General features: G+C 48.0%; 9 protein-coding genes and 2 pseudogenes. 3 read left to right on the top strand and 8 right to left on the bottom strand.

Annotated elements, in window-relative coordinates; genetic code table 11:
* Positions 1–80: 80 nt before the first annotated feature.
* Together prfB and secA are read right to left on the bottom strand one after the other, a co-directional pair.
* A pseudogene (gene prfB / locus DXA97_RS05305) lies at positions 81–1,217 on the bottom strand (peptide chain release factor 2).
* Between the two features lie 149 nt (positions 1,218–1,366).
* Positions 1,367–3,942 (bottom strand): annotated as a pseudogene (secA, locus tag DXA97_RS05300) (preprotein translocase subunit SecA).
* A 638-nt stretch (positions 3,943–4,580) separates the two neighbouring features.
* Here secA and raiA point away from each other — a divergent pair.
* Positions 4,581–5,108, top strand: a complete 528-nt coding sequence (gene raiA / locus DXA97_RS05290; protein ID WP_118718834.1) for a ribosome-associated translation inhibitor RaiA — start codon at positions 4,581–4,583, stop codon at positions 5,106–5,108.
* A gap of 176 nt (positions 5,109–5,284) precedes the next feature.
* On the opposite strand, the gene DXA97_RS05285 is transcribed toward raiA, so the two are convergent.
* From DXA97_RS05285 to DXA97_RS05280, 3 genes are read right to left on the bottom strand one after another with little or no spacing between them, the layout of a single operon-like run.
* Complete coding sequence (locus DXA97_RS05285) at positions 5,285–6,358, bottom strand: acyltransferase (RefSeq protein WP_118718833.1); 1,074 nt, start codon at positions 6,356–6,358, stop codon at positions 5,285–5,287.
* An 11-nt stretch (positions 6,359–6,369) separates the two neighbouring features.
* Positions 6,370–6,765: a C40 family peptidase gene (locus tag DXA97_RS20745; RefSeq protein ID WP_243107566.1), complete on the bottom strand. Its 396-nt coding sequence runs from the start codon at positions 6,763–6,765 to the stop codon at positions 6,370–6,372.
* Entirely contained in the window at positions 6,735–7,718 is a 984-nt protein-coding gene (locus DXA97_RS05280; RefSeq protein ID WP_243107565.1) for an SH3 domain-containing protein, read from the bottom strand. Before DXA97_RS05280 ends, DXA97_RS20745 begins: the two co-directional genes overlap by 31 nt.
* Positions 7,719–8,047: 329 nt before the next feature.
* Here DXA97_RS05280 and fabG point away from each other — a divergent pair, with 329 nt between their 5' ends.
* Both fabG and DXA97_RS05270 read left to right on the top strand, forming a co-directional pair.
* Complete coding sequence (fabG, locus tag DXA97_RS05275) at positions 8,048–8,779, top strand: 3-oxoacyl-ACP reductase FabG (RefSeq protein WP_118718832.1); 732 nt, start codon at positions 8,048–8,050, stop codon at positions 8,777–8,779.
* 76 nt (positions 8,780–8,855) lie between these two features.
* On the top strand, positions 8,856–9,770 hold the full coding sequence (locus DXA97_RS05270) for a selenium metabolism-associated LysR family transcriptional regulator (RefSeq protein ID WP_118718865.1): 915 nt from the start codon (positions 8,856–8,858) through the stop codon (positions 9,768–9,770).
* 18 nt (positions 9,771–9,788) lie between these two features.
* On the opposite strand, the gene greA is transcribed toward DXA97_RS05270, so the two are convergent.
* From greA to DXA97_RS05255, 3 genes are all read right to left on the bottom strand, one after another.
* Complete coding sequence (greA, locus tag DXA97_RS05265; protein ID WP_118544178.1) at positions 9,789–10,289, bottom strand: transcription elongation factor GreA; 501 nt, start codon at positions 10,287–10,289, stop codon at positions 9,789–9,791.
* 27 nt (positions 10,290–10,316) lie between these two features.
* The gene (gene pepT, locus DXA97_RS05260; RefSeq protein ID WP_118718831.1) at positions 10,317–11,543 is read right to left on the bottom strand and encodes a peptidase T; all 1,227 of its coding nucleotides are present in this window, start codon (positions 11,541–11,543) and stop codon (positions 10,317–10,319) included.
* A gap of 146 nt (positions 11,544–11,689) precedes the next feature.
* Entirely contained in the window at positions 11,690–13,021 is a 1,332-nt protein-coding gene (locus tag DXA97_RS05255) for a sodium-dependent transporter (protein ID WP_118718830.1), read from the bottom strand.
* Between the last annotated feature and the right edge of the window lie 205 nt (positions 13,022–13,226).

Genomic DNA, 13,226 nt, shown 5'->3' with positions numbered 1-13,226 from the left:
TTTGATCGTTACTGTTCACGCACGCGTGCCCAGCAACGGAATTTTCTGAACTAAAAATCCCTGCCTGTAAACCGAAACGCTTAGTCGTCCGCAGATGCCTTGCGGTCCGGGCAGCCCAGGCTCAGCCAGCGCAGGTAGGCGCTGATGAACGGGTCCAGTCCGCCATCCAGGACATTGGCCACGTTTCCGGTTTCTTCCCCGGTACGCAGGTCCTTGACCATGGTATATGGCTGAAGGACATAAGAACGGATCTGGTTGCCCCAGCCGATCTCTTTGACATCGCCGCGGATATCGGAAAGCTTCTCTGCGTTTTCCTGCTGCTTGAGCATATACAGCTTTGCCTTTAACATCTGCATGGCTTTGTCCTTATTCTGGAACTGGGAACGCTCATTCTGGCACTGTACCACGATTCCGGTCGGAATATGGGTGATACGGATGGCAGAAGAAGTCTTGTTGATGTGCTGTCCGCCGGCACCACTGGACCGGTAGGTATCGATCCGCAGATCGTCCGGATTGATCTCGACATCCAGATCCTCTTCAATATCCGGCATGACATCACAGGATACGAATGAGGTCTGGCGCTTTCCTGCTGCATTGAACGGGGAAATGCGTACCAGGCGGTGTACACCGCGCTCGGATTTCAGGTATCCAACGCGTTCTCGCCGTTGATCTGGATGGTCACAGACTTAATGCCCGCTTCATCGCCGTCCAGATAATCCAGGACCTCGGTTTTATACCCCATCTTGTCTGCCCAGCGGCAGTACATCCGGTACAGCATACTGCACCAGTCACAGGACTCCGTTCCGCCCGCACCTGCATTCAGGCGCAGAATGGCATTGTATTTGTCGTATTCCCCTGACAGCAATGTCTCCATACGGAGTTTTTCCAGATTGCGCTGGAACTCATCCAACATTTCCTGGATCTCCGGGATCAGGGAAGGGTCCTCCTCCTCGTAGCCCATCTCGATCATCACCTGGATGTCTTCATACTGCTGTTCCAGACCACGGTAGAGCTCTACGGTATCCTTTAAATTCTTCGCCTCCTGCACCAGCTTGGTGGCGCGGTCCGCGTCGTCCCAGAACCCCGGCTCCTCCATGGATTTATCTAATTCATCGATTCGTCTGACCTTGTTATCCAGGTCAAAGTGAATCCCTCACTTCCACTAATGGTTTTTCAAAGGTCGATAATGTGTACTTGAACTGATCTAATTCTACCATTGTGTCACCTTCTTTCATATTTATATATTTTTGCAATGACCGGCGCATTCCAAAAAGGGAAATCCGCCGGTCATAAAACTTTGCTGTATCACAATAACTTGCAATCTTCCTGCAACGGTTTAGGACATGCAGTTACATCTCATTTTCTGCTATCTCGGCATCAGATCACGGCCATGACACTGTTTGAACTTCTTGCCGCTTCCGCACGGGCATGGATCGTTCGGGTAGATTTTCTGTACCTGACGTACCTTCGGTGCACGCGGTGCAGAATCGTCACGGTTGGTTCCGGTTACCTTTGCTGCCGGCTCACGCTCAATCTTCTGCTCAACACGGATGTGGAACAGGATGCGGACGGTCTCCTCGGTGATGGCTGCAGTCATTGCCTCGAACATCTCGTAAGCGCTCATCTTATACTCAACAACCGGATCTCTCTGGCCGTAAGCCTGCAGGCCGATACCCTGGCGCAGCTGATCCATATCGTCGATGTGGCTCATCCACTTGTTATCGATGACTTTCAGAAGGACTACGCGCTCCAGTTCACGGATCTGCTCTGCCTCCTGGAACTCAGCCTCTTTCGCCTCGTAAAGCTTGATCGCCTCTTCTTTCAGCATGTGCTTTAATTCATTCTTCTTGGTCACCGGATGATTCTCTGCGGTGATGGTCTCAAGCGGAATGATCGGAAGCAGAAGGCTGTTTAATTCATTCAAATCCCAGTCAGAGGATGCCTGGTCATCGGAGATGGACAGGTCTACGGAATTCTCGACAATGTCGGTGATCATCTTTAAGATCAGGTCACGCATGTTGTCGCCATCCAGAACCTTGCGGCGCTCTGCGTAGATGATCTCACGCTGCTCGTTGTTAACCTCATCATATTTTAAGAGGTTCTCACGGATACCGTAGTTGTTGTTCTCGATCTTCATCTGTGCTTTCTCGATCGCGCTGGAAAGCATCTTGTGCTCGATCTGCTCACCCTCCGGAACGCCCAGAGCCTCAAACATAGCCATAAGGCGCTCAGAACCGAACAGACGCATCAGATCGTCCTCAAGGGAAATGTAGAAGCGGGACTCACCCGGGTCACCCTGACGTCCGGAACGGCCACGCAGCTGGTTGTCGATACGGCGGGATTCATGACGCTCGGTACCAATGACCTTTAAGCCGCCTGCTGCCTTTGCCTCATCATCCAGCTTGATATCGGTACCACGACCAGCCATGTTGGTCGCGATGGTAACGGCACCGTGGATACCTGCATCTGCCACGATCTCAGCCTCGAGTTCATGGAACTTCGCGTTCAGGACTTTATGCTGGATGCCGCGCTTGGTCAGCATCTTGCTGAGAAGTTCGGAAGTCTCGATGGTGATGGTACCAACCAGCACCGGCTGTCCCTTCTCGTGGGAAGCCACTACATCGTTGACAACTGCCTCAAATTTTTCTTTTTTCGTCTTGTATACAGCATCCTCGTGGTCGATACGCGCAACCGGACGGTTGGTCGGGATTGCGATCGCATCCATGCCGTACGTATTACGGAACTCCTTCTCCTCGGTCAGCGCAGTACCGGTCATACCTGCTTTCTTGCGGAACTTATTGAAGAAGTTCTGGAAAGTGATAGTTGCCAGAGTCTTGCTCTCGCGGCGTACATTGACATGCTCCTTCGCCTCGATTGCCTGGTGCAGGCCATCGGAATAACGGCGGCCCGGCATGATACGTCCGGTAAACTCATCGACAATGAGTATCTCGTCATCTTTTACCACGTAGTCCTTATCGCGGAACATTAAGTAATTCGCGCGCAGGGCAAGAATGATATTGTGCTGGATCTCCAGGTTTTCCGGATCTGCCAGGTTCTCAATATGGAAGAACTGCTCTACCTTCTTGACACCCTCTTCGGTTAAGTTTACAACCTTATCTTTTTCGTTTACTACGAAGTCACCGGTCTCCTCAATGTCCTCACCCATGATCGCATTCATCTTGGTGAACTCGCCGGATGCCTCGCCGCGTACCAGCTGGTGAGCCAGCACGTCGCAGACCTCGTAGAGCTTGGTGGACTTGCCGCTCTGACCGGAAATGATCAGCGGGGTTCTTGCTTCATCGATCAGGACAGAGTCCACCTCATCGATGATGGCATAGTCCAGATTTCTGAGTACCATCTGGTCCTTGTAGATGGCCATGTTGTCACGCAGGTAATCAAATCCCAGCTCGTTGTTGGTAACGTAGGTGATGTCGCAGTTGTATGCAGCCTTACGTTCCTCAGAGGTCATCGGGTTTAATACCACGCCGACAGTCAGGCCCAGGAAACGGTGAACCTGTCCCATCCACTCTGCATCTCGCTTTGCCAGGTAGTCGTTGACCGTTACGATGTGAACGCCCTTTCCTGCCAGTGCATTTAAGTATGCCGGGGAGGTGGAAACCAGGGTCTTACCTTCACCGGTTCTCATCTCAGCGATACGGCCTGATGCAGCACGATACCACCAATGAGCTGTACCGGATAATGCTCCATGTTCAGCACACGCTTTGCAGCCTCACGTACCGTAGCGAATGCCTCCGGAAGAATATCGTCCAGAGTCTCACCATTTGCCAGGCGCTCCTTGAAGATACGGGTATTGTCGCGCAGTTCTTCATCGGTCTTTGCCTGCATGGTCGGGCGCAGTGCCTCAATCTTGTCCACGATCGGATAGATCATCTTCAGTTCCCGCTCACTGTGGGTACCAAATACTTTTTCTATGAGATTCATATAATTCTTTCTCCTAAACTTTCTTTGTTTCGTCTGTCTCGTTCCTATTATTATAGTCAATCTTTGATATTGTACCACCTTCCCCTGATTTATTCAAGTTTTCCCCTTGTTGTTCACAAAAAATTTACCTTCTGCTTACTTTTCCTCCTTGAAACTCTATAAAAAACGATCCCAGGCAGCCTGCAAAAGCGGTTTCCGGCTGTGTAAAATTATGGTAAACTTGTCAGGTTGCACAAAAAACATGTTCGATTCACAACTTATCCACTTTATCCACAATATCCACGAAAAATGCATCCACATCCCGTCTCCTTGATTTTCAGCCAAAAATGAGTTATGCACCAAGTTATCCACATTATCCACAAAGTTTTCCCACATTTTTCTGTTCTTTCCAGATGGAAAAAAACCGTGTTTTCTTTGTTCATATCTCATAAATCCACTGTTTAAGCCAAAAAATGAAGGAAAACCTCTTGACTTTTCCACATTTCCAAAGGTAGGAATGCAATTTCTATTTTGTGGATAAAGTATTCGTTTTTATATTTTATTCACAATAATTGTCTCAACAATTTCCTGCTTTTAGTTGAAATTTTCGATTTTATGTGTTATACTTAGGACATCTCAAAAGAAGGAGCTGATGACTTATGCGTTATACCATTACAGGCAGAAATATTGATGTGACTCCGGGGCTTCGCGCCGCCATTGAGGAAAAGATTGGAAAACTGGAACGTTACTTCCTTCCGGATACCGAAATCATCGTAACGCTCAGTGTACAGAAAGACAAACAGAAAATCGAAGTTACCATCCCGGTGAAGGGAAATATCATCCGTGCAGAAGAATCCAGCAACGATATGTACGTGTCCATTGATTTAGTGGAAGAAATCATTGAACGCCAGCTTCGCAAATACAAAAACAAACTGATCGACAAAAAACAGTCCGCACAGGCATTCTCAGATCTGTTCATCAGCGAAGAGAGCGAGCCGGAAGACGAAATCCAGATCGTGAAAACCAAACGTTTCGCCATGAAACCGATGGATCCGGAAGAAGCTTGTGTCCAGATGGAGCTGTTAGGCCATAACTTCTATGTATTCTTAAACGCAGAGACCGAGGAAGTCAATGTTGTTTACAAGAGAAAGGGCCAGACCTACGGACTGATCGAGCCGGAATTCTAAAAGCCAGCAATCATCCTTTCATACAAGGCAGCAAAAAAGGAAACGCACCCAAAACTGAGTGCGTTTCCTTTTTTATTGCCTGTAATGTAATTTTTCATAAAGCCAGACGGCGGATGCAGGCTGCAGTTCTGCTGCCAATCGTCAACGATTGTTTTTGCAATGTATAAACAAGCCTGTCAGATCAATTTTCCCAGCCAGGAAAACCGCTCCCGTTCGGAAAGCACCGAAACGATCCAGGCGAACAGGATCATCGGTACCAAGACACATAGTGCAATATTTTTCTCAGTGAGCGGAAGCGGATTCCACTTCACGGTCCAGGAGAAAAAGTAAAAGAAATAGAAATGGGAAAAATAGACCCATTCGCTCATTTTTCGTAGAGTCACAAAGAACCTGGAATATCCACCCTCTGCTCTCATAAAAAGCTCCGTCAAAAAGAAAGCGGCCGGGGCTGCACTAAATACCATGTTCGTATTAAAGCAGGTGGAAACCTCTTTGTACATCAGTGCCAGAGATACCAGGCTTCCGGCAAGCGCCAGAAGAAGCGGCATCCGCCATGTTTTCCGGGAAAACCAGAGTCCCAGAGCCAGATAAAAGCTTCCGTAAAACAGACCATTTCGCATGGTCACAAACTTCGGCGCATACCACCAGACAAACTCCTGGATCTTCATGGGTGCCTGCTGGGTAAAATACCAGTTGTCACAGATGCAGCCAAACACAAACAGCGCTCCGGTCAGGATCAGGAGCATCCAGATTTTTAAGCCCACGCGGTAACCGGTCCACACGATCAGGCAGGCAAGCGCAAGCGCCGGAAGATACCAGAGCTGGGCAATGGTGCTGGAAACGAAAAAGGAATGGATGTAGGCCTTTACCGTCTCTGCGATCGTCGCTGTGCCGTGATACCAGTTATAAATATCGATGGGCCAGTAGATGACGCACCAGATCAGATACAGCTTTACAATGCGCCAGGCATAACGCCAGACAACCGACCATCCACCCGCTTTGTTTCCGCTGCATGAGTATCCGGCATCCGCGTCTTTGCACCTTCTGCTATCCGGAATTTTCCGGAACAGCAAAAAACCAGCAATGATAAAAAAGATGGGCACAGCCAGATTCGAAAGCCAGCTGCCGATCACCAGACGCCAGCGGCTTTCTGCAGGATAAAAGACCTGGATCATATGACGTGCGGCCACCAGGAGTGCCATAACAAATTTCAGCAGGTCCAGGCCGCAGTATTGTTTTTTTTCTTTCATAAATACACCTTTTAATCCAAGAAGGTAACAGCCTTACATGGAGTCCGGTAATTGTATTTTGTAATGGTGATACCCGTTGTCGGGTTGCTGGAATGGATGATCTGTCCATTGCCTATGTAGATTGCCACATGGTTGATGTAGCTTCCACTTGCGTAGAACAAAAGGTCACCCGGCTGGATCGCAGACAGGGAAATTTCTTTTCCTTTTGCTGCCTGGTCTCTGGAGCTTCGTCCTGTTGTAATGCCAAAGTGCGCAAATACTCCCTGGGTAAATCCGGAACAGTCGGCACCATTCGTCAGGCTGGTTCCACCATATACATACGGGTTGCCTAAGAACTGCTTTGCATAAGCCACGATCGCGGTTCTGGTCGCAGATACTACGGCTGCCGAGCTGCCAGGTCCTGCCACCGGAGAGGACTGGGTTGTTGTGGATGGGCCGGAGGAGCTGGTCTGGCTGGAACCATTCGGAGCAGAACTGCCCTGTGAGGAACTGCTCTGGGACGGACTCTTCTGGGACGCGCCGAAGTTATCGTCTGACCGCCTGCACTGCTCTGGGAAGAGCTGCTCTGCCCTGCAGACGGACTCTGTGTCTGACTCTGATTTTTCGATGTGTTTGCAGTCGGTGCATTGGTCATAGCAGAATCATCGCTCTGCTCCGGATTTGCAGAAATGATCACATCTTTATTTTCCTCGACTTTGATCACCTGCTCCAGATTTGCAAGTGCCGTCTGGGCATCGCGCTTTCTCTGCGCTTCCTCTTCCAGCTTTGCTCGCTCTTCTTCCAGGGACACTGCCTGGTCAAACTCGACCTCAACCTTACAGTATGACTTTGCAATATAACCGATCAGGTCTGCATCGACCTCAACCTTGTAAAAGTCGCCTTCATCACCCTGGACAACATAGCGGGAACCGCTGGAGATCATAGTCAGGACATTACTTGTCAGACTCGGTTCTTCGCGCAAACGCAGATTGTCTACGCTGACAGTCACAAACTCCCGGCCAATCGACTGGGCCAGTGTCTCTGCCTCCTGACCGGTAATAAAATACTCCGATTTGATGAAACCGTTTACCGTTCCAGACTGGATCCGGTACCAGCTTCCGCCCTCTCCATTCACAGTTTCCAAAATGGTAGCGGCACAGTTATTGTAGATCTTACCAACGATCTTGCTGTTCGTTGTCGCCTGTTCCCGGATATTCACATAATCGGTAACCTGGGATACCGCAATATTTTCATAGTCTGCCGGTGCAGCCACTAACATTGCCTCATGAGGAGACTTTGCCGCATCTGCGTAAGCAGAAAACGGACATGCTGCCACTGCGCAAAGGCAAGATACTGCCAGTACTTTCTTCCATTTTTTCATGCGTCTTCGCCTTTCTTATTTCTGTTTCTCTTCACATGCACTTGCCCGGCAATAGGATTTTGCCGATACTTCGCACTCCAAATCGGCAAAATATGCTGCCAGAACTGTATCACACGGTATTTCCAGTTGCACGCAACACTTTTCCGTAATCTGTCATTCAGTATAACATATCCCTTCTGAAAGTTACAGAGTGTTCGCAAAATTGTAATTTATTTGTAAAATGTAGCTTGCTGTTCGCGCAAAGCGTAAATAGCAACAAATGTAAGGAGTTTTATGATAGAATATGTTTAGAAAACAAGAAACCATAATATGACAAAAGGAGTGATCGTATGGCAAAGAAAGTTGTTCTCGTAACCGGCGCTTCCCGCGGAATCGGAAAAGCCATTGCCGTAAAATTTGCAAAAAAAGGCTATAACGTGATCATCAACTGCGCCCACCGGGAGCAGGAACTGATGCAGACCAAAAAAGAAATTGAAAGCTACCAGGTGACCTGTGCTGCGTTTTTAGGAGATATGGGCGACATGGCTGTCTGTGAACAGCTGTTTTCCATGATTCGCAAACAGTTTGGCAGTCTGGATGTCTTAGTCAACAATGCCGGTATCGATTATATTGGTCTTTTGCAGGATATGACTTCTGAGGAGTGGGACCGCATCCTGCGTACCAACCTGACCTCCGTATTTAACTGCAGCAAGCTGGCTATTCCGCTGATGCTTGCCGCCGGTCACGGAAAGATCATCAACATTTCCTCCGTATGGGGCTGCGTAGGCGCTTCCTGCGAAGTCGCGTACTCTGCGACAAAGGGCGGCATCAATGCCTTCACCCAGGCACTGGCCAAAGAGCTTGCCCCAAGCAATATCCAGGTCAACGCCGTTGCCTGCGGTGCCATTGACACGGAAATGAATCAGTGGATGGAGGAAGACGAGCTGATCGGGCTGGTTGAGGAAATCCCATCCGGTCGTCTCGGACGTGCGGAGGAAGTCGCTGATTTCGTTTATCACCTCGGCTACAAAGGCTCTTACTTAACCGGTCAGATCATAAAACTGGATGGAGGCTGGATCTGATCTTCCTGTTTTGCCATGCCCGCTGTCCTTTTCCGGCCGCGGGCAGACAGATTCCCATTCGATAAAGGAGAACACCATGGAGTTCAAACAACTGCAATCCTTCGTGGCTGTTGTCGATTACGGCAGCTTCACGAAAGCTTCGGAAAAGCTCTTTATCTCCCAGCCTACCATCAGTACCCATATCCGTATGCTGGAAGAAGAGCTTCAATCCTGTCTTCTGGTGCGCACGACGAAAAGCATCGATCTGACACCGCGCGGGCAGGAATTTTATGAATGCGCCATAAGCATCCTGAGTCTCAAAAATAATCTGCTGGAAAGCTGGAACAACGAAGCAAAAAATACGATCCATCTTGGTGCTTCCACCATTCCATCATCCTACCTGCTGCCGGAGCTTTTGCCAGCTTACAAAAAGCTGCAGCCGGAAACTTATTTTAACATTCATCAGAGCGACAGCCAGGGAATTCTGGAAAAAATTCTGGAAGGGCGTTTTAATCTTGGCCTGGTTGGCATGACCTGTGAAGATGAACGTTTTTGTTTTGAACCATTTTACAATGATCAGATGGTTCTGATTACCCCGAAAACACCGTATTTTGCCCAATTTCAGACTAAGCAGCTTCCGCTCAATACCATTTTAAGTTCAGAACCCATCATTTTGCGCGAAGAGGGAAGCGGTAGCCGTAAGTTTGTATATGAACTTCTGGAGAAACTGAATATTCCTGAATCCTCCCTGCAGGTCACTGCGCGGTTAAACGATCAGGAATCCATCAAAAACCTTGTGGCAAATGGACTTGGTATTTCTGTCATATCAAAAGCGGCCGCCTGCAGCCCTGGTTCTGATCAAAAGCTTTTTGTTTTCGATCTTCCCACCGCCACAAACAGCCGCAGCCTGTATCTGGTCTATCACAAAAGTTTTATTTTAAAATCTTATATTCGTGAGTTTATGGAATTTGTACTGCATTTTTACCGGGAGACCAATGCCCGGGACCAATAACGGATCGCCCAGCCTCCATCAAAATTTCCGGATCGTATCTTCTTCGTCTCCAAGATCTTCGATCTTACGGATCACTGCAAAGTAGCTGAAGCCATTGTCCGTTGTAATCTCTACCCGGTCTCCTACTTTATGACGCAGAATTGCTTTGCCAAGGGGAGACTCAATGCTGACCATGTTATGCATGGAATTTCCGCGAATGCTGGTCACCAGCTTATAGGTCTCCTCCTCGTCATCGTCTTCCATATAAAGCGTGACAGCCTTGTTCAATCCGACTTCATCTGCCTTAGATGCATCAGATATCACAATGGCATTCTTTAACATATTCTCCAGATAGCGGATCCGGCTCTCATTCTGATTCTTATCTTTTTTCGCCGCATGATACTCAAAATTCTCGCTTAAGTCACCATGCGCCCTTGCCTCTTTTACGGCCTCCAGGCACTTCGGGCGGATCACCAGCTTGCGCTCCTCAATCTCTGCCTGAATCTTTTCCACATCGGATTTTGTCAGTTTTTCTCTCATGATTTTTTTCTCTCTTTTCTGTTGCATTTATGCTGTCATTAATTTCACAAGTATCTCCACGATCTTCTCCATGGACTGAATCGAAATGAACTCATATTTGCCATGGAAATTTGCTCCGCCTATGCACAGGTTCGGACACGGCAGCCCCATGTAAGAAAGACGCGCACCATCGGTACCTCCACGGATTGGACGGATATCTGGCTCTACATCCAGTTCTTTCATCGCCTGGCATACCCTGTCGATCAGCTCCATATGCGGTTTAATCTTTTCTTTCATATTGAAATAGGAATCCTTAATTTCAATGTCCACGGTACCGGCTCCATATTTCTGGTTCAGGAACGCTGCCGTCTGGCGCATCTGTTCTTTTTTCTTTTCGAATTTTTCCATATCATGATCACGGATCAGGTACTTCATTACAGAAGTCTCCACATCACCCTGGAAATGATCCAGATGGAAGAAACCCTCATAACCCTCTGTATACATTGGATTTTCAAACGTCGGCAGCATCTGCTGGTATTCCATTCCGATCAGCATGGAATTCACCATACCCTTTTTGGCATCTCCCGTGTGCATGCTGCATCCATGGATCGTGATCACCGCAGATGCTGCATTGAAGTTTTCATATTCTACCTCACCGAGTTCACCGCCATCTACCGTATAGGCAAACTGCGCTCCAAAGCCAGGAACATCAAACCGGTCTGCACCACAGCCGATCTCCTCGTCCGGGGTGAAAGCAATGCAGATCTTGCCGTGAGGAATTTCCTTATGAGAAAGCAGGTAATCCGCTGCCGTCATGATCTCTGCCACACCAGCCTTATCGTCTGCTCCAAGAAGTGTCGTTCCATCGGTCGTGATCAGGTCCTGACCCTGATACCGTTCCAAAAACGGGAATTCCGAAACACGCATAAAAATCTGTTTTTTCTGATTCAGACAGATGTCTTTTCCATCATAATTTTTTACGAACTGTGGTTTTACATTGGCTCCGGTCAGAGCCGGTGCGGTATCCATATGGGAAATAAAGCCGAGGGACGGAATCTTTTCAGCCTGATTGGCAGGAACATTTGCCGGAATTTCCGCATAAATATAACCATACTCACTGAGACGCACACGCTCGGCACCCATTTCTTCCAGTTCCTGTTTGAGACATTTGGCTAACTCCCACTGTTTCTCTGTACTTGGCATCTTGCCAGCATCCTCTTTTGACTGGGTATCGAAGGATACATAATTCAAAAAACGTTCGGTTACCTGTGACATAATGAATACTCCTTTTTCTGATAAATCCTTTATTTTTTAATCCCGCTGAATCTGATTATAGCACAAAAAGACTGCCCCTGTAAAAGAATCACAAGGACAGCCTTTTTCGTAATCTTCCACTGAGAAAGTTCCTGTTCGCCGGTATCTCAGCCAATTCCCCCAAGCAGCGCACCGGCAACCAGAGCCACAAAAGCCGCTGGAACCAGTACATATTTGCCGAGCAACACAAAGTTTCGGCCAATTTTCTTTTCTGCACCGCGATTTACAGCCTCCAGGGCAAAGTCCGTTCCGGCAACCCAGAAGAACATAATTCCGGCAAGCATTGCTCCAAGCGGACAGATATAGATCGATACCACATCCATCCACCCAGAGACAATGCCCTGAATAAACAGTGCAACACTGCAGCCTGCTGCCGCGATCACCGCCACAGCAACCGGCCGTTTCAGTCCGCAGCGCTCCTGTAACGTTTCCACCGGTGCCTCATAGAGGTTTACCAGAGAACTCATTCCGGCAAATAACACACAGACATAAAAGATCATTCCGCAGATTTTTCCACCCGGCATTCCATTGAACACGTTCAACAGATAGATAAACATCAAACCAGGACCTCCGGAAGAAAGTTCTGCGCCGCCTGCTGCCATGCCCGGAATAATCACAAAAGCAGCCAAAAGTGCAGCAAGTGTATCAAAAAATGCTACATTTTTTGCAGATGCAGCAATATCCTCAGAATCGCTTAAGTAAGAACCATAGATCACGGTTCCGTTTCCTGCAATGGACAGTGAGAAAAATGCCTGCCCAAATGCATAGATCCAGAGGCGTATATCCTTCAGTCCCTCCGGATTGATGGTAAAAATATAATGATAGCCTTTTTCTGAGCCTGGAAGTGTAAAGATATAAACACCAAGTCCCAGAAACAGAATAAATAACAGCGGCATCATGATCTTGTTTGCCTTCTCAATTCCGCCCGCAATTCCAAATGCCATGATCACTGCAGTGACAATCACTGTGATGACCAGCCAGTTATTATTGCCAAATCCCGTCGCCGTACCGTCAAACAATCCACCGATCGCTCCCATATCCTGTCCCAGGGCATAAAGGTTTCCCGTCAATGCAAGGAACGCGTACTTAAAGATCCATCCCACTACTACCGTATAGCCGATGGCAAGCGCCATGGACCCCAGTACCGGGATCACACCGATCAGCTCTCCGATCCGTTTCTTTCCGGTCCGTAATTCCGTACACATGCCAAACGCCTTGATCGGTCCGCTCTTTGCGGCACGTCCCAGTGCCATCTCCTCGATCACGCCTGTGGAGGCGATCAGCACAACAAACAACAGATACGGAAGCAGAAATGTCATTCCACCCCAATCAGAAACAATATATGGGAAACGCCAGATATTCCCCATACCAACTGCCGAACCGATGCAAGCAAGCACAAAACCGGTGCGGCTTTTAAACCCATCCCTTTCTTTTGCCATGAAATAAATTCCTTTCCAACACATTACTTTTATTTTGATTGCTTCCCACGCCTTCAATCTGTATGAAAACCCCAAGAAGAAAATACAACAATAAAAAAGTCCGGAAAACCAAAGTTTCTCGAACTTTTCTACATCGTTTCTTTTATTATACTTAACTTTTTCGCAAATATCTATAGAATTTTTCATTCTCTGGGAATTCTTTATC

This window comes from Clostridium sp. OF09-36, from assembly GCF_003481985.1.
Classification (GTDB): Bacteria; Bacillota; Clostridia; order Lachnospirales; family Lachnospiraceae; genus Brotaphodocola.
Note: the sequence above shows the minus strand (reverse complement) of the source record. Positions and strands in the feature narration are given on the sequence as shown.

Excerpts from the sequence above, each read along its gene's own strand:
- raiA (WP_118718834.1), top strand. The coding sequence starts at position 4,581 with ATGCGTTATACCATTACAGGCAGAAATATTGATGTGACTCCGGGGCTT.
- DXA97_RS05285 (WP_118718833.1), bottom strand. The coding sequence starts at position 6,358 with ATGAAAGAAAAAAAACAATACTGCGGCCTGGACCTGCTGAAATTTGTT.
- DXA97_RS05280 (WP_243107565.1), bottom strand. The coding sequence starts at position 7,718 with ATGAAAAAATGGAAGAAAGTACTGGCAGTATCTTGCCTTTGCGCAGTG.
- fabG (WP_118718832.1), top strand. The coding sequence starts at position 8,048 with ATGGCAAAGAAAGTTGTTCTCGTAACCGGCGCTTCCCGCGGAATCGGA.
- DXA97_RS05270 (WP_118718865.1), top strand. The coding sequence starts at position 8,856 with ATGGAGTTCAAACAACTGCAATCCTTCGTGGCTGTTGTCGATTACGGC.
- greA (WP_118544178.1), bottom strand. The coding sequence starts at position 10,289 with ATGAGAGAAAAACTGACAAAATCCGATGTGGAAAAGATTCAGGCAGAG.
- pepT (WP_118718831.1), bottom strand. The coding sequence starts at position 11,543 with ATGTCACAGGTAACCGAACGTTTTTTGAATTATGTATCCTTCGATACC.
- DXA97_RS05255 (WP_118718830.1), bottom strand. The coding sequence starts at position 13,021 with ATGGCAAAAGAAAGGGATGGGTTTAAAAGCCGCACCGGTTTTGTGCTT.